Here is a 16,801-nt window from a genome sequence, read left to right as displayed (position 1 = left end):
TTACTTTTAATTTCTCCTATTTTTAAAAAGGAGCTTTGTAAAAAATGTCTAGAAATAGAAAAAATAAATGGGTAGTTTATGTTGTTTTTGCAATTATCATGTTTTTAATTTATAAATTTGTTCCAATCAAGTATGGGTTTATATCTATAGTCATATTTCCACTTATCTATTGGTTTGTTTATGACTTTTTTAAGTCCAAAAAATAAAGAAGAGAGTAAATAAGGAAGTTAGAGCCTTCCTACATATCAAATGTAGAAAGGCTCTTTTAAGATGTATAAATTTAAATCAATCGAAATGTGATTGTTTCAGAAATGGATAATAGAGTTGTTAATTCGTTAGACAAATCTATAAAGAATGTCCTGATATGTAGTATTATTCTATTTCAATCTCAATATTTTTTACAAAAACAGCCGTACCTGAAATAGAGATGTTTAGCTGCTCTTCTTCTCCATTTACATGTACATATACTCGTCCATCTTTATTGATTTCATGTCCTTGCTCAACAATAAGTGTCGCAGGTAAACTAATATCTTTATTTACAAACTTTTTATAATACGCGCCCATCACGCCCGAAGCTGTTCCTGTAATGGCATCTTCAATTGTCCCCGAATAAGGAGATGAAAAATGACGAGCATGCATATCGTTTTCATGATCGCGCACTTCAAAACAGATAGGGTGTACAGAAACTCTTGGCATCTCTAATAAAACCTTCGGAAATGCTTCGGTGTTTGGTGTCATTTTTGAAAAGCTTGATAACTGTTTAATTGGGATAATTAATGTCCAAATGCCTGTACTTCCATAAATAATTGGATATTCTGAATGTAAATCTTCTTGTCGTATTCCAATGGAAGCTGCTAAATCGGATTTTGAACCGCTAAATGAGTGGAACTGTGGTTTTGCATGTTGCATAGTTATAAGTAATTGATTATTTTCTTCACGAATTTGTATCGGCAATACACCTGCATTGGTTTCGATTGTGAAATTTGATTTTTCTAGTATTCCATCCATTCTTAAAGCATAAACCGTTCCCATCGTCGCATGACCGCATAAATTCATTTCGTGTCCAGGTGTGAAATATCGAATGCGAAAATCAGCAATATCCGAAGGAACAACAAAAGCTGTTTCATTAAATCCAACTGCTGCAGCAATAGCGAGCATTTGTTTTTCAGAATAATCCTCGCCATTCAATACGACGCCAGCTGGGTTTCCTTTCTCTGGAATAGAACTAAAAGCATCAATATGCCTTATCTTTACTTTTGGCAAAATACGTACCTCCTTTCATCATTATCTTTGATCATACAATCGGGCGAATATTGGATAAAGGTTATTCTGATAAGTGGTTCATTTTCATTATAAATGAATCCTAAAAATTAGGAATAGTGAGTTTAATAGCCGCCTATAAAAAGTGGTTTTTTACAAAATCACAGAACTATTGTGTTGTAGGATCTGACTCTGTGGATGGGACATACTGTATGTCTTTTGATAATGATTCATGATTTTGTTACTGCAATATATTACCTATAAAAAAAAGAATCGATAGTTGTGTTTTCGAAATAAGTATGATAAATTAAATGTGTAATCGGTTACATGGTGTGAGGTGAGGCTATATGGCAACAATAAAGGATGTCGCTAAACAAGCAGGAGTCTCAGTAGCGACTGTTTCAAGAGTGTTAAATGATAATGGGTATGTTCATGAAGATACAAGAAAACTAGTAATCGAAGCCATTCAACAGCTAAGCTATAAACCTAATGAAGTTGCTCGATCACTTTTTAAAAAGAAATCTAGATTGATTGGTTTATTGCTCCCGGATATTCGAAATCCATTCTTTCCTGAGCTAGCACGCGGGATAGAGGATGAGATACAAGAGCAGGGCTATCAATTAATAATTGGCAATATAGACGAGAAATATCCGAAAGAAATGGATTATATACAAACATTTGAACAAAATAATGTAACCGGCATCATTACGGCAACGAATCTTACTGGTCGAAGCCATTATGATGATCTTTCATCACCAGTGGTTTTCCTTGACCGAACCTTTAATGACCATCCATCTGTATTTGTAGATGGAATCGAAGGTGGACGCATAGCTGCCTCGGAGTTAGTGAAAAGGGGGAGCAAACGGATTACCATTCTTAAAGGACCTGCACAATTGCAGACTGCACAAGATCGATTTAATGGAGCAATAGCAGAGCTTCGTTCCGCAAACGTAGATTTTTCTGTGATTGAGACTAGTTCATTTTCTTTTTCAGATGCAGAGATATGGGCAGAGGAATTATTTGAAAAGTATCCTGATACAGATGGTATACTTGCGAGTAACGATGTGGTTGCGGCTGCGGTTATGCATGAAGCCCTTCGATTGGGGAAGGCGATACCGGAAGATCTTCAGCTGATCGGATTTGATGACATCCCGCTCAGCAGACTGCTATTTCCACCGCTATCTACGATTAGACAGCCTGCGTATGATATGGGAAAAGAAGCGGCAAAGCTGCTTATAAGATTGATCAATAAGGAAACACATTTTGAAAAAAACATACAAATGCCTGTTATGTTTATCGAAAGGCAGACGACAAGAAAGGTTGAGGAAAATGGTTAAAATAACAGTAATCGGAAGTTCATCGATGGACTTGGTCGTAACAGCGCAGAAACGACCTGATAAAGGAGAAACGATTCTTGGAGAGTCTTTCAAAACAGTGCCAGGTGGAAAAGGGGCCAACCAAGCTGTAGCAGCTAGCCGTCTTGGAGCAGAAGTGACGATGATCGGCCGAGTTGGCGATGATGATTTTGGGAAAGAGATTATTAAGAATTTCTCAAAAAATAATGTGCTAACACAGTGTGTGGAACGGGTTACAGGTATGGAAAGCGGAACCGCTCACATAACGCTTGCTGATGGTGACAACAGCATTATCGTTGTCAAAGCTGCAAACGACATGGTAACGGCGGAGTTTATAGAACAGAAGCTAGAGGTTATTCGAGAATCCGATATCGTGCTCATTCAACAAGAGATTCCAGAAGAAACAGTAGAGTTTGTTAGTGAAACATGTTATAGCCTGGGGATTCCACTTCTATTAAATCCTGCGCCTGCAAGGCCATTAAGCCAAAAAGTAATAGAAAGAGCCACTTATATTACGCCGAATGAACTTGAAGCAGCCGTGCTATTCGGGAGCGACGATATTCATGCCGCTTTAAAGAAGTATCCAAATAAGGTTTTTATCACAGAAGGCAAAAATGGTGTGCGGTATCATGATGGGGAAAAGGAAGTTCTCATTTCATCTTATCAAGTTGAAGTTGTGGATACGACAGGTGCAGGAGATACGTTCAATGCTGCCTTTGCCGTTGCTTTAGCAGAAGGTAAAGGATTTAGTGATAGTGTTCGTTTTGCGAACAGAGCAGCCTCTCTTTCGGTTACTAAGTTTGGAGCTCAAGGTGGCATGCCAACAAGAGAAGCTGTCGAAGGGAGTCTTTAAATTGAAAAGGACCGGGATTTTAAACAGCCACATTTCAAAGATTTTAAGTGACCTCGGTCATACGGATATGATTGTAATAGCAGACGCTGGCTTGCCGGTACCGGATGGGGTCGTAAAGGTCGACCTTGCTTTAAAACGGGGGACCCCATCTTTCAAAGAAGTTGTTGATGTGATAAGAGAGGACATGATCATAGAAAAAGTGATCATGGCCTCTGAACTTGTAGAGAGAAATCCAAAAACCTTTGAATATTTGAACAAAACCTTTCTTAACACGAATGTGGAACGGGTTACACATGAACAATTTAAGACATTAACACAACAGGCTAAAGTAATTATTCGCACAGGAGAAGTGACGCCATTTGCGAATTGTATTTTACAATCAGGTGTATTTTTCTAAAAAGAGGTGTGGTAAATGAAAATTTCAATGGAAAACATCTATAAAGCATTTGGAACGAATCAAGTTCTTACTGGTGTTGACTTTGAACTCGTTGCTGGAGAGGTACATGCACTCATGGGGGAAAACGGTGCTGGAAAATCCACGTTAATGAATGTGTTGACCGGCCTTCATTCACTCGATAAAGGTAGTATAACAATAGACGGAAAAGAAACCTATTTTGCTAGCCCGAAAGAAGCCGAGAAAGCGGGCATTACCTTTATTCATCAAGAGCTGAATATTTGGCCCGAAATGACTGTCCTTGATAATTTATTCATTGGCAAGGAATTAAAATCAACTTTCGGATTATTAAAAACGAAAGAAATGAAAACGCTGGCAAAAGAACAATTCGATAAACTGGCTGTTTCGATTCCATTAGATAAAGAAGCGGGGGCATGTTCCGTTGGCGAGCAGCAAATGATTGAAATTGCAAAAGCGTTAATGACAGATGCTAAAATCATTATTATGGATGAACCGACAGCAGCTTTAACAGAAAGAGAAATCGAAAAACTGTTCCAAGTGATTGCATCGTTAAAGAAAGATGGCGTATCAATCGTTTATATCTCCCACAGGATGGAAGAAATTTTCGCAATTTGCGATCGAATTACTGTCATGCGTGATGGTAAAACAGTCGATACGAAAGCGATTCCTGAGACAAGCTTTGATGAGGTTGTAAAGAAAATGGTTGGTAGGGAGTTGACTGATCGTTTTCCTGCACGAGATTCAAAGATTGGCGAAACGGTGTTAGAGGTGAAAGGAATCTCTAAAGCAGGGGTGTTTCAGGATGTTAGCTTCTCCGTTCGATCAGGAGAAATCGTTGGCTTCTCAGGCCTCATGGGCGCAGGTCGTACAGAAATTATGCGTGCGATCTTTGGTCTCGACAAGATGGATATCGGTGAAATCTGGTTGAATGGTGAAAGAGTGGTCATTAAGAAACCTGAACAGGCTGTACGATTAGGGATTGGCTTTATTACAGAAGATCGAAAAGATGAGGGGTTAATCCTTGATTTTTCGATAAAAGAAAACATGGTATTGCCAACTTTGTACAGTTTTGCACACAAAGGCATTATTAATGAAAAAAGTGAATTGGATTTTGTAAATATGTTGATCAAGCGGTTAACGGTTAAGACACAGTCTGCCCAAACGAGAGTAGGCAACTTATCTGGAGGTAATCAGCAAAAAGTCGTCATTGCTAAATGGGTAGGAATTGGTCCGAAAGTGTTAATTTTAGATGAACCGACCCGAGGGGTCGACGTTGGGGCGAAGCGAGAAATTTATCAATTGATGAATGAACTGACAAGCAGAGGTGTTGCAATTATTATGGTCTCCTCTGAATTACCAGAAGTGCTTGGAATGAGCGATCGCATCCTCGTTGTTCATGAAGGCAAAATAAGTGGTGAATTAGCTAGAGCAGAAGCCACTCAAGAAAAAATTATGACATTAGCAACAGGAGGACTGGAACATGAAATCAGTGAATGAAGGGACTCAGCCCGTAAAAACGAATTATCTTAGTACAATGACGCAAAAATTAGGTCCACTACTTGGATTGCTATTGTTGTTTGTCATTGTTTCGATACTAAATCCAAATTTTCTTGAGCCTTTAAACTTATTAAATCTTCTTCGTCAAGTGTCGATCAATGCTTTAATTGCGTTTGGTATGACCTTCGTTATTTTAACAGGGGGCATTGATTTATCTGTCGGCGCGATACTTGCTCTTTCAAGTGCCTTAACTGCTGGCATGATTGTTTCTGGTGTGGATCCAATGATTGCAATCGTCATTGGCTGTCTGCTTGGTGGAATTATGGGTATGGTCAATGGGCTATTGATCACAAAAGGTAAAATGGCGCCATTTATTGCTACGCTTGCAACGATGACAATCTTCAGGGGATTGACGCTTGTCTATACGGGTGGAAATCCAATTACAGGGCTTGGTGAGAATTACTTATTTCAATTATTCGGTAAAGGCTATTTCTTAGGCATCCCTGTACCTGCGATTACGATGATGATCACCTTTGCCGTGTTGTATATGATTTTGCATAAAACGCCATTTGGCCGAAAAACATATGCGATTGGTGGTAATGAAAAAGCTTCTTTAATTTCAGGAATTAAGGTGCCACGAGTAAAAGTCATGATTTACGGGCTTTCCGGATTATTAGCAGCACTAGCCGGTGCGATTTTGACATCACGTTTGAATTCCGCTCAGCCAACTGCAGGTACTTCTTATGAACTAGATGCAATTGCAGCAGTCGTTCTCGGCGGGACTAGCTTAACCGGTGGTAAAGGAAGAATATTTGGTACATTGATTGGTGCCTTGATTATTGGGACATTAAATAATGGCTTGAATCTGCTTGGTGTTTCATCCTTCTATCAGATGGTTGTTAAAGGCGTAGTTATCATAATCGCAGTATTACTGGATCGTAAGAAAACAGCATAAGGAGTGATTATTTTGAAAAAATTATTGGTCGGACTTCTATCTCTAACACTCTTGCTCTTAAGTGCGTGTTCAATGGAGCCGCCTAATTGGGCAAAGCCTGCAACAAAAGAAAAAACAACTGATATTAAAATAGGGCTTTCGATATCGACTTTAAACAATCCGTTTTTCGTATCTTTAAAGGATGGTGTTGTGAAAGAAGCGAAAGCTCTTGGCATGGACGTGAAAGTGGTAGATGCTCAAAATGATACTGCTAAGCAAAGCAATGATGTTGAGGATTTAATTCAGCAAGGCGTTGATGTGCTGTTGATTAACCCGACTGATTCAGCTGCAATATCTTCAGCCGTTCAATCTGCAAATGCAATTGGCATTCCTGTCATCACGCTCGATCGCTCAGCAGATAAAGGCGATGTCGTAACCTTGGTTGCTTCAGACAATAGTAAGGGCGGAGAAATGGCAGCTGAATATATAGTAGATAAGCTCGGAAAAGATGCAGTAGTAGCTGAGCTTGAAGGGGTACCTGGTGCTTCAGCAACTCGAGAAAGAGGGAAGGGATTCCATACGATTGCCGATACGGATCTTCAGGTAATCGCTAAGCAATCAGCAGACTTCGACCGGACAAAAGGGTTAACAGTTATGGAAAACATCATTCAAGCAAATCCAACGATAAAAGCCGTGTTTGCTCATAATGATGAAATGGCATTAGGTGCCATTGAAGCAATCAATAGTTCAGGTAGAGATATTATGGTGATTGGCTTTGATGGAAATGAAGATGCCCTCAATGCGATTAAAGCAGGAAAACTGGAGGCAACTGTTGCCCAACAGCCAGATTTAATTGGAAAGCTTGCTGTTGATGCTGGACGTGATGTGTTGAGTGGAAAAAAAGTTGAGAAAAATATTCCTGCTCCACTAAAGCTGGTAACAAAAGAATAACATGTAGAAGCTTAAATGGGTTCTAATGAGTAACGAAAGAGAGTAACCGCTTTATCTTGCATAAACGGGCAGCCAAACATGAAGCAAGTTTCACCAAAAATGATGAAAATGTGTTTTTCAAGGGAGTAGAACGGGACTAACAATCAGTGGGGGATGAAGAAACCCCCACTGATTGAAGTTTCACTTTAATTGAAGGATTAACTGTATTTTCGATAATTAAGCCATGTATAAATTTTTGTTCTATTGGAGGTACCATAGGAAGCATATCAAGGCGTTCGTAGCTTCTCTCTTATACTGATTTCTTTTGTTTTTGGTCTAAGCGATAACTTAGGAAAGTTAGAAGACTTGCAAAGATAGCAATAAGTCCACCGACCAAAGTCACATTCATTAAATTCCCCTGATGGTAAACAATTCCTCCTAATGCAGAACCAAATGCGATTCCGACATTGCTTGCCACCGGCATTAGTGAAGCTGCTAGCCCTGTAGCTTTTGGTTGATAAATACCGGCAAGGTCTATTAAATAAAGCTGGGTAGATGTTGTTAAAAGAATGGCCATTAAGGACATCAAGCTAATATTAACCAATCCAAAGATAAAATTATTTGTCGTCCAATATAAACTGATCAGTACCATTGCTTGCACAAGGAAAACAAACCGGAGGCGGCCGATAGCGTTGTAGCTGGCAATTTTACCAGCGAGTATGTTGCTGAAAATGGAAATAAAACCGTAGCCAAACAAGATCCAACTGATTGAACTACTTGGTGCCTCCATGCTTTTCAGGATCGGAACAAGATACGTATAAACGGCATATGTCGCTCCAAATCCAAGAGATGGAATGAAAAAAGCCATTAGGATTCGAGGGTGTGTTAACAAAGAAAATTGTTCACGCATCGAACTGCGAAATGGACTGTGCAAAGTAGGCAAAATGAAGAACGATGCCAAAAACGCAATTCCACCGAGAATAGTCGTTAACAGGAAGGTTGCATTCCAGTTGTACCATTCAGCGATGACAGTGCCTATTGGTACACCAATCACGTTTGCAAGAGTAAAACCACCGAAAACGAATGATATGGCAAGTCCACGTTTTGCGATCGGCATAGTTTCACTTGCAACAATCATGGCAAGAGAAATTAAAACTCCTGTTACAATCGCAGTCATCATCCGTAGTGCTAGGAGCATGATGTAGCTTGTCGAAATCACGCACAAAGCATTCAGAATGATGAACGAACCTATCAAAAACAACATCCATTTACGCTTTGGAAAATGACTTGTTGCCGACATCACTAGTGGTGTGGCAATGGCAAACGTAATCGCAAATGCAGAAACGAGTGTGCCTGCTTTTGCATTTGTCATATGGAGACTCGAGGAAATATCGGTTAAGATCCCAATGATAACAAATTCGCTTGTCCCGAGTACAAAAGTTAATAAAGTAAGTGTTAAGATGAGTAACCAATGTCGCTTGGTCAATTCTGTAGTGTGCATAAGTACCTCTTTTCTCAGATGAATGTAAATGTGTCACAAGGTAGAAAAACAATCTAACTATCATACCATAATACATTTTTACGAGGATACCCTTGCTTAGTTATAGTTAAATATTTCTATAAAAATTGATTAACGTTAAAAAGTACATTTTATAGAAACATCATTAAATAAAACTCAAACCTGGTTAATTACTTTGGCTGTTTTCACATACTTTGTTGCTTTTCAATCATTTTTACACTAATAACCCGGGTTGATTTCCAATGCAGGTACTCGCTTTCCGCGGGCGGTCTCAGAAGCCTCCTCAGTGCTTTGCACTTGCGGGGTCTCCCTCAACACGCTTTTCCCGCAGGAGTCTCGCACCTTCCACTACAATCAACATCTGTTCGAATTGGTTTCTTGCTAAAAACAACAATCTTTACGAAAAGAGCCATTACTTTAAAAGGAATTAACTAAATAACAAAACGTACTTATTTCAAGATACTTTTGTCGTGTAAGATAAACAATGGAGAACCGTATCATGAGTAAATGAGATATTGATTAGATAGTTAATTCATATAGTATTGACTATTATTTTAATATTGTCGAAAGTATGGATCGTTATTTTAAAATATTATAATTCAGAATATAAGAGAAAATATAATGATATATAGTTTTATAAATGCTATGGTGTGTTATCGCATTATTAGTGAGCACTGCCAAAAAGAGAAAAAGTATGATTATAAATATGTTTGCTCTAGAAAGAATAACTATATATAGCTAACGATTTATCTGGAGCAATAGGCAATATCTGACTCGTTGTCATGTTCCGAGACTCCGGAAAAACACTAATTATCATATTCGGTCATACTCAATAAAAATTGAGCTTGTTCTTCACTGCTCCTGCTCGTTAAATGTGTATTTATCCAAAATTCCTACTAATTCCCTGTAATTCTCTTCCTCCAAAACTGCAGAATCTACATAACGATTATAAGGCAACTGTACTCTTATGCCTTCATTTTTTTCTTTCCTGCTCATAATTCATTTTCTTCTTCATGAAAATAATAATGCAGTTGTAAATAGCTTTTTCCCTTACCCATTTATTATGTAATAATTGTGCCAACAGCTTACATGACTGATTTAAAGTGATCCTTAAGTATGTAGGATATTTATTAATCATTCGAACTTAATCATGTTCAGGTGATTTTTTTGAATCAGACAAATGTTCGGCTGTTGCTTTTGCTAGGAATGAAACCAACATAAAAAAATCCAGTTCTCCAATTAAGGAGACCGGATTTTTTAAAAAGTGAACGAAGAAGTTGTAAAATGCCTCTTGCTTGCTTTACCTTTGTGCCATTCGGGTCCAGCGTTGATCCACTCTATTTTTCAACATTCTATAGCACACTAAATTTTTCGTCCCGCACATCACTAATAAACATATGGCCAGGGGCATGAGTAATCATAAGTGATGGTTTGCTTTGTAAGGCAACCGCTTGAGGGGTCACGCCACAAGCCCAGAAAACAGGAATCTCTCCTTCTTTGATAGTGACGGCATCGCCGAAATCAGGTTTTGAAATATCAGCAATTCCAATTTTACATGGATCACCGATATGAATCGGTGATCCATGTACTGAAGGGAAGCGACTAGTAATTTGGATAGCACGAATCGCATCTTCATGCGACATTGGACGCATACTTACAACCGTTGGCCCTTCGAATACCCCCGCTTTTTCACAAGGAATATTTGTTTTATACATGGGAACGTTGCGGTTCTCATCAATGTGTCGAACCGGGATTCCACTATCAAGAAGCGATGCTTCAAACGTAAAACTACAACCTAGTAAGAAACCTACCATATCGTCTTCCCAATACTCAGTAATATCTGTCGTTTCTTCTGTGAAAATGCCATCTTTGTAAATGCGATATTTAGGGATATCCTTTCGAATATCAGCTTCTTTAGCGATTTTACTCGGGTTAAAAGATCCAGGCTCAGTGACATCTAATAATGGACATGGCTTCGGATTTCTCTGGCAGAATAGCAAGAAATCAAAGGCATATTCTTTCTTTAATATGACCAAATTTGCTTGTGTGAATCCTTTTGACATACCTGCAGTGGGTCCCGTAATTTCTTGTGTACGAATAAGCTCCCTTATTTCTTTTGGATCCATATATTCATAGTTTATCATGTGCCATCTCTCCTTCTGCAACAATTACTTTTTACTTAAATACTTGCGGCAGTTGTTCAATTAATGTCATAACTCCTAAATATCCCATGATGACGACGACGATTCCACCTGAAATCGTTAACCATAAAGGATGTTTGTAATTCCCCATAATATCTTTCTTATTAGCAGCTATTAATAACGTGCCTAATGCGATTGGTAAAATAAGAGCATTCAAAGCACCAACGATTAATAAAATAGTAACAGGTCGTCCAACTAATGCAAACGTTACAGTGGATACTACAATAAATAAGATAATAATCCAGTTATGATATTTTTCTATGACCGGACTGAATGAACGGATAAATGAAACAGATGTATACGCTGCACCAACTACTGACGTAATAGCAGCTGCCCACATAATCACCCCAAACATTCGTAAGCCAACTTCACCTGCAGCAAGTTGAAATACTGATGCTGGAGGATTGGATGGATCAATTGCAAGACCTTGAGAAACAACTCCAAGAACAGCTAAGAATAAAGCGACACGCATGACACCTGTAACTGAAATGCCTATTATTGAACTTTTTGTCACTTCAGGTATTGATTCAACCCCTTTTATTCCCGCATCTAATAGGCGATGACCACCAGCGAATGTGATATATCCTCCAACTGTTCCACCAACTAGTGTCACGATGGCAAATATACTAATTTTTTCTGGTACAAATGTATTTACTATGGCTTCTCCAACAGGTGGTGAAGTAATGAATGCAACATAGACCATTAAGAGAATCATAACAAAACCGGCAATTTGAGCCACTTTGTCCATAGCTTTACCAGCTTCTTTAACTAGGAAAATAAAGATCGCAAATGCAGCACTAATAATTGCACCTGTTATCGGATCTAATCCGATCATTGCATTTAACCCAAGACCTGCACCTGCGACATTTCCAATATTAAAGGCAAGTCCACCTAATACAATGAGAAATGCTAGAAACACACCTAGTCCAGGTAAAACTTTATTTGCAATTTCTTGACCACGCAGGCCTGAAACAGTAATGATTCTCCATATATTCAATTGAGCAAAAACATCTAATAGTAATGAAATTAAAATAACAAATGCAAAGCTAGCTGCTAATTGCTGTGTGAATACCGTCGTTTGTGTTAAAAAGCCGGGTCCTATCGATGATGTCGCCATTAAAAAAGCAGCACCGAGCAGGATACTTGTACTAACTTTCTTTTTAGGCTGGGCATTTTCTATTTCTGCTTTTTTCGGTATCATTTAGTGTCCTCCCATTCTAGTTGTTTATTGATGAAACAATAATATTGTTTTTTTCTAATACTTCTTTTATATAACTTGCAAAAGCAAGGGCATGTACCCCATCTCCGTGAATGCAAACGGTGTCTGCTTTTAAAGAAACTTCAGTATTCTGCTGAGATGTGACTTTTCCTTCTGTCACCATTTTTATCACTTGTGATACTGAATGTTCTTGATCTGTTATTAAAGCATCAGATTGAGATCGTGAAGTTAACGTACCATCGGATTGATAGGTACGATCAGAAAAAACTTCATGTGCTGTACGTAAGCCAATCTTTTCTCCTGCTTTCGTCAACTCACTTCCGGCAAGTCCAAATAAAACTAATGATGGAGAGATGTCATATACCGCTTGAGCAATCGCTTCAGCAAGCTTAGGGTCTTTTGCAGACATATTGTACAAAGCTCCGTGCGGTTTAACGTGTTGCATCGTCTCATTACATGTTGATAAGAACCCTTGAAGTGCACCAATTTGATATACAACCATATCATAAGCCTCTTGGGGTGTAATTTTCATTTCGCGGCGTCCGAATCCATTCAAATCAGGCAGGCCAGGATGGGCACCAATTTTCACACCATTTTCAATAGCAAGCTTGACCGTTTCCCTCATCACGCTTGGATCTCCTGCATGAAAACCACACGCAATATTCGCTGATGTTACATATTTCAATATTTCTTGTTGTTCACTAAGTTTATATCGCCCAAAACTTTCTCCTAAATCACAATTCAAATCTACTTTAAACATTCTTTTCTCTCCTTTGCTATTTATCTATCATGTTTACCCTAGAAAAAAAGTAAGCGTTTTCAGTGCGCAATATACATTTTTTTGTTCCGAATTAAGGAATATTAGTTTTGAAATGTAGATTTATTCTATCACAAAAGGAAATGTCTGAATAGACGTTAACTGAAAATACTGAAATGGTAAAAATTTAGTATTTATAAACTTGTTTTTTTATTTTTTGATAATTATAATTTAAGTAATCCGTTTTTAAGAACATTAGTCCCGAATTTAGAAACTACTGGAGGTGTGGAAATGAGTCATTGTTTCTCCAACGCTATCATCAAACCTTTAGGTGATTCCGCACTGATTGTACAGCTTGGTGAGGGAATAAGCCCAGCTATACATCAAAAAATTCAAGCCTTGTCATCCCTGTTAAATACTTATCCTTTTGATGGTTTCATTGAGTCCGTACCGGCTTTTAATACTATTACAATCTATTACAACCCAGTCGTTGTGCATCATGCTCAAATAAATAATCTTAGCAATCATCATTCATCATTAACCCCTTTTCAAACAGTTAGTTCAAATGTGAATAAATTAACTCAACACATTGATGAAATCCAAAGTTTGGAAGCAAGGTTAGTTGAGATACCTGTCCTATATGGCGGAGAATACGGTCCTGATTTAGATTATGTAGCATCGTATCATCAGATATCGGCAGAAGAGGTGATTCGAATACATACCCAAAGTGAATGTTTAGTTTATATGATAGGATTTGCTCCGGGATTTCCATTTATGGGGGGAATGGATGAGAGAATTGCAACGCCGCGCAGACAGACTCCTAGGTTATCAATTGTACCAGGATCAGTTGGAATCGCTGGAAAACAAACGGGTGTTTATCCGTTAGAAACACCTGGAGGCTGGCAAATTATCGGACGTACTCCATTAGATTTATTTCGCCCAGATCTTTCGCCTCCGACATTGCTGCAAGCTGGAGACAAAATTAAATTTGTCCAAATTTCTCCTGAAGAATATTATAGGGATAAGGAGAGAAATCGATGACTGTTAAAGTACTTAATCAAGGACTGTTAACAAGTGTACAAGACTTAGGAAGATACGGTTCTCAACAATATGGGGTCATTGTTAGCGGAGCGATGGATAAGTATTCGCTAAGAGTTGCTAATTTACTAGTAGGGAATAAAGAAAATGAAGGTGCTTTAGAAATTACCTTGTTGGGTACGACCCTTCAATTTGAAAGAGATAGGTTGATTGCTATAACTGGCGGAGATTTACTCGCTACGATTGATGGAAAAAAAGCAGTAACATGGCGGCCTCTTTTAGTGAGAAAAGGCTCCGTATTACAATTCAAATCTCCATTAAAAGGATGCCGAGCATATGTAGCTTTCGCTGGAGGGATTGCTATTCCAGAAGTAATGGGAAGCAAAAGCACCTACCTTCGTGCGGGAATCGGCGGGTTTAAAGGCAGAGCTTTGAAAAAAGAGGATGTACTCGAATTCGATGAAATGAATGAATTCAACACATCATTATTTCAGCAATTAGATCAGAAAAATGACGATTTTACGTGGACAGTAAAGTATGATGCACTTATCAATTTAGAGCAAACTCAAACGATCCGTGTCATCAAAGGTCCCGAGTTTGATAGATTTGATGAAAAAAGTAAAAAAACACTTTTTAGTGAACCATATGTATTAACCACTCAAGCCGATCGGATGGGGTATCGAATGGAAGGTCCTCCGCTCTCGTTAGCAAAGGAATTTGAATTACTGTCTGAAGGCGTCACATACGGAACCATTCAAGTACCGCCAGACGGAAATCCAATTATTTTAATGGCAGACCGTCAAACAACAGGTGGTTATCCAAAAATCGGTCAAATTATTTCCGCGGATTTACCAAGTATGGGACAGTTACAACCGAATGCCAAAATTCATTTCAAAGAAATTTCACATGAAGAAGCAGTGATGGAGTTATTAATGAAAGAACAAATTATAAATGAGATCAAAATAGGCATCCAATTTAAAGGAAGTTACTTATGAGCGGTAACTTTATTACGAATTTTCTTAAAACACATAGTTTAGATATAAAATTAATTAAAACCATCCCTATTCATTCCTGAAAAAACAGGTGAATAGAGGATGGTTTTTTTATGCTTTGGTGTATCCTAATTTTTCAGAAATTCGCTCAGCCGCCCACTTGATTTTTTCTGCAAAAATAGGCACATTTCCATTTTGATAATTAGCTTCAATGCCAGCGATGCTAATACCAGCAATCACATCACCTTTATGATCGAAGATAGGAGCGGCGATCGCAGATGTATAATTCTCTAATTCAGAATGACTAATTGTGTAACCATCTTTTTGAGCTTGGTGAATCGCTTTATATAAATCTACCTTATCAGTGATCGTTCCCATCGCAAAAGGTTTTAATTCAACGGATTCAATATATTTCTCAATTTCAATAGCTGGTAAGAAAGATAAGATGACCCGAGAACAGGCCCCAGCGTATAAAGGACTTCTTCTGCCAATTGCCGTATATAAGCGAACCTTTTGATTGATATCTATTTTTTCAATATACATGGCTTCATTCCCTTGTTTAACAATTAAGTTAATGGCTTCATCTACATCATCATGCAGCTCTTGCATAATGGGTAAAGCAAATTGCCGAATATCAAGCCTTGAAGAAACGAGTTGACCAAAATTAAGAAATATGAGACCTAATCGATATTTTGAATCCGTTCCCTTCTCTAAGAACCCCAGTTCCTCTAAAGAAGTTAACATGCGATAGACAGATGTTTTCGGAATGCCAGATAAATCTATAATTTCTTGGAAAGTTAATTGAGCATGATCAATAAATAAATTTAAAATATCCATAGAACGGACAACCGTTTTATTTTTACTATACATGATTTGTCTCCTTTATGTAGATATTCCTTCACCTATTGATAATTTAAAAATGAACCACTATCAAACTATCTACATAGGAAGTGGAAAAATACTCATTATAGTTTACTCCTATCATATCAAATTTTTAACAGAACAAAGTCAAAAATTATTAAACTTTTAAAAAGGAAATGGGGAAAAACTCTGTTGATTTTGGATTAAATAAAGAACGTTTATTCATGTTGGTTGGAGTGGCTTTAAGGGAATTGATAGCGGAGATTAAAAAGGTGAATTCGCAGGAACAACATCGTTTAAAAGGTAGAAGAAATTAACATTTTCTTGGATAAGCTAAAAGATTTAAAATCGCCTGAATGGTTTGTAAAAACTTATTGCAAAGAGGGTATTGATTTCTTATGAATTCTCTTAATTTATGGTTATGATTTCTTGGCTGAGGCTTTAAAAATGGCTAAGGCTAAAATTAATTAATATAAAAACACTGCCTGGAACAGATGAAGAAGTACTGAACTTCTTGCGATTATCCAACGACAAAGATGTTAAAAATCTTTTAAATCACATACAACGAAGTGTAATTGTTAAAGAAGATAAGGTTGAATATGATTTGCATCGCAAAATAAAATGAGGCTTATCGACCCGTACTCTATGATGAGCAACTTATACTTTCATCTGAATTATCAAAGAAAATTAAAAAGATGAACGAAAACGCTAAGAGAAAAGAATGTATGTAAAAATTATTTCAAAAAAGAAAAGTAACAAGGAATTTCAAGTAAGAAATCCCGAAATATTCAAGAAAAAAACAACAATAAAGTTTAACATAGCCTTTAAAAAAGTGTACCTATAAATAAGTTTAAAGACATTTTGATTAATATTTTTTTCAAAAAACAGTCTCTTACTAAATCAAGAAGTATAGGCTCGATCAATAAAGCTTTATTTTTAACCTACAATTTGGCAAAGAAATATAAAAAGT

Annotated in this window: 15 protein-coding genes; 8 read left to right on the top strand and 7 right to left on the bottom strand. The window is 37.6% G+C overall.

Features of this window, described 5'->3' with window-relative positions:
• Positions 1 to 372: 372 nt before the first annotated feature.
• A complete protein-coding gene (locus V179_RS0117405; RefSeq protein WP_028392620.1) occupies positions 373 to 1,263 on the bottom strand; it encodes a PhzF family phenazine biosynthesis protein in 891 nt (296 codons plus the stop codon).
• A 344-nt stretch (positions 1,264 to 1,607) separates the two neighbouring features.
• Between V179_RS0117405 and V179_RS0117400 the strand changes: the two genes are divergently transcribed.
• From V179_RS0117400 to rbsB, 6 genes are all read left to right on the top strand, one after another.
• Positions 1,608 to 2,597 carry a LacI family DNA-binding transcriptional regulator gene (locus tag V179_RS0117400; protein WP_028392619.1) on the top strand — a complete coding sequence of 330 codons (990 nt, stop codon included), beginning with the start codon at positions 1,608 to 1,610 and terminating at the stop codon, positions 2,595 to 2,597.
• A complete protein-coding gene (gene rbsK / locus V179_RS0117395; protein WP_028392618.1) occupies positions 2,590 to 3,468 on the top strand; it encodes a ribokinase in 879 nt (292 codons plus the stop codon). The genes V179_RS0117400 and rbsK overlap by 8 nt, the downstream gene beginning before the upstream one ends.
• A 1-nt stretch (position 3,469) precedes the next feature.
• The gene (rbsD, locus tag V179_RS0117390) at positions 3,470 to 3,865 is read left to right on the top strand and encodes a D-ribose pyranase (protein ID WP_028392617.1); all 396 of its coding nucleotides are present in this window, start codon (positions 3,470 to 3,472) and stop codon (positions 3,863 to 3,865) included.
• A 15-nt stretch (positions 3,866 to 3,880) separates the two neighbouring features.
• The gene (locus V179_RS0117385) at positions 3,881 to 5,380 is read left to right on the top strand and encodes a sugar ABC transporter ATP-binding protein (protein WP_028392616.1); all 1,500 of its coding nucleotides are present in this window, start codon (positions 3,881 to 3,883) and stop codon (positions 5,378 to 5,380) included.
• A gap of 37 nt (positions 5,381 to 5,417) precedes the next feature.
• On the top strand, positions 5,418 to 6,335 hold the full coding sequence (gene rbsC, locus V179_RS0117380) for a ribose ABC transporter permease RbsC (RefSeq protein WP_407637256.1): 918 nt from the start codon (positions 5,418 to 5,420) through the stop codon (positions 6,333 to 6,335).
• A gap of 72 nt (positions 6,336 to 6,407) precedes the next feature.
• Positions 6,408 to 7,265: a ribose ABC transporter substrate-binding protein RbsB gene (gene rbsB / locus V179_RS0117375; protein ID WP_407637255.1), complete on the top strand. Its 858-nt coding sequence runs from the start codon at positions 6,408 to 6,410 to the stop codon at positions 7,263 to 7,265.
• A 289-nt stretch (positions 7,266 to 7,554) separates the two neighbouring features.
• On the opposite strand, the gene V179_RS0117370 is transcribed toward rbsB, so the two are convergent.
• From V179_RS0117370 to V179_RS0117350, 5 genes are all read right to left on the bottom strand, one after another.
• Positions 7,555 to 8,745: an MFS transporter gene (locus V179_RS0117370; RefSeq protein WP_028392613.1), complete on the bottom strand. Its 1,191-nt coding sequence runs from the start codon at positions 8,743 to 8,745 to the stop codon at positions 7,555 to 7,557.
• Positions 8,746 to 9,615: 870 nt separating this feature from the next.
• Positions 9,616 to 9,759, bottom strand: coding sequence for a hypothetical protein (locus tag V179_RS31085; protein WP_154664013.1), 144 nt, complete (start codon positions 9,757 to 9,759; stop codon positions 9,616 to 9,618).
• A gap of 356 nt (positions 9,760 to 10,115) precedes the next feature.
• Complete coding sequence (locus V179_RS0117360; RefSeq protein WP_028392612.1) at positions 10,116 to 10,907, bottom strand: putative hydro-lyase; 792 nt, start codon at positions 10,905 to 10,907, stop codon at positions 10,116 to 10,118.
• A 31-nt stretch (positions 10,908 to 10,938) separates the two neighbouring features.
• Complete coding sequence (locus V179_RS0117355; protein WP_051405003.1) at positions 10,939 to 12,165, bottom strand: NRAMP family divalent metal transporter; 1,227 nt, start codon at positions 12,163 to 12,165, stop codon at positions 10,939 to 10,941.
• Positions 12,166 to 12,181: 16 nt separating this feature from the next.
• Entirely contained in the window at positions 12,182 to 12,943 is a 762-nt protein-coding gene (locus V179_RS0117350) for a LamB/YcsF family protein (RefSeq protein ID WP_028392610.1), read from the bottom strand.
• A gap of 288 nt (positions 12,944 to 13,231) precedes the next feature.
• Here V179_RS0117350 and pxpB point away from each other — a divergent pair, with 288 nt between their 5' ends.
• Positions 13,232 to 13,981 carry a 5-oxoprolinase subunit PxpB gene (pxpB, locus tag V179_RS0117345; RefSeq protein ID WP_028392609.1) on the top strand — a complete coding sequence of 250 codons (750 nt, stop codon included), beginning with the start codon at positions 13,232 to 13,234 and terminating at the stop codon, positions 13,979 to 13,981.
• Positions 13,978 to 14,973 (top strand): 5-oxoprolinase subunit C family protein, encoded by a 996-nt coding sequence (locus V179_RS0117340; RefSeq protein ID WP_028392608.1) that lies wholly within the window; start codon positions 13,978 to 13,980, stop codon positions 14,971 to 14,973. The genes pxpB and V179_RS0117340 overlap by 4 nt, the downstream gene beginning before the upstream one ends.
• 108 nt (positions 14,974 to 15,081) lie before the next feature.
• On the opposite strand, the gene V179_RS0117330 is transcribed toward V179_RS0117340, so the two are convergent.
• Entirely contained in the window at positions 15,082 to 15,840 is a 759-nt protein-coding gene (locus V179_RS0117330; RefSeq protein ID WP_028392607.1) for an IclR family transcriptional regulator, read from the bottom strand.
• Between the last annotated feature and the right edge of the window lie 961 nt (positions 15,841 to 16,801).

The organism is Bacillus cihuensis (genome assembly GCF_000504145.1).
GTDB classification, from domain to species: Bacteria; Bacillota; Bacilli; order Bacillales; family DSM-1321; genus Peribacillus; species Peribacillus huizhouensis.
The sequence above is the reverse complement of the archived record's forward strand: the minus strand, read 5'-3'. Positions and strand labels throughout refer to the sequence as shown.

What these genes read in the sequence shown, in the direction of transcription:
- V179_RS0117400 (WP_028392619.1), top strand. Translation starts at nt 1,608, where the DNA reads ATGGCAACAATAAAGGATGTCGCTAAACAAGCAGGAGTCTCAGTAGCG.
- rbsK (WP_028392618.1), top strand. Translation starts at nt 2,590, where the DNA reads ATGGTTAAAATAACAGTAATCGGAAGTTCATCGATGGACTTGGTCGTA.
- V179_RS0117385 (WP_028392616.1), top strand. Translation starts at nt 3,881, where the DNA reads ATGAAAATTTCAATGGAAAACATCTATAAAGCATTTGGAACGAATCAA.
- rbsC (WP_407637256.1), top strand. Translation starts at nt 5,418, where the DNA reads ATGACGCAAAAATTAGGTCCACTACTTGGATTGCTATTGTTGTTTGTC.
- rbsB (WP_407637255.1), top strand. Translation starts at nt 6,408, where the DNA reads ATGGAGCCGCCTAATTGGGCAAAGCCTGCAACAAAAGAAAAAACAACT.
- V179_RS0117370 (WP_028392613.1), bottom strand. Translation starts at nt 8,745, where the DNA reads ATGCACACTACAGAATTGACCAAGCGACATTGGTTACTCATCTTAACA.
- V179_RS31085 (WP_154664013.1), bottom strand. Translation starts at nt 9,759, where the DNA reads ATGAGCAGGAAAGAAAAAAATGAAGGCATAAGAGTACAGTTGCCTTAT.
- V179_RS0117360 (WP_028392612.1), bottom strand. Translation starts at nt 10,907, where the DNA reads ATGATAAACTATGAATATATGGATCCAAAAGAAATAAGGGAGCTTATT.
- V179_RS0117355 (WP_051405003.1), bottom strand. Translation starts at nt 12,165, where the DNA reads ATGATACCGAAAAAAGCAGAAATAGAAAATGCCCAGCCTAAAAAGAAA.
- V179_RS0117350 (WP_028392610.1), bottom strand. Translation starts at nt 12,943, where the DNA reads ATGTTTAAAGTAGATTTGAATTGTGATTTAGGAGAAAGTTTTGGGCGA.
- pxpB (WP_028392609.1), top strand. Translation starts at nt 13,232, where the DNA reads ATGAGTCATTGTTTCTCCAACGCTATCATCAAACCTTTAGGTGATTCC.
- V179_RS0117340 (WP_028392608.1), top strand. Translation starts at nt 13,978, where the DNA reads ATGACTGTTAAAGTACTTAATCAAGGACTGTTAACAAGTGTACAAGAC.
- V179_RS0117330 (WP_028392607.1), bottom strand. Translation starts at nt 15,840, where the DNA reads ATGTATAGTAAAAATAAAACGGTTGTCCGTTCTATGGATATTTTAAAT.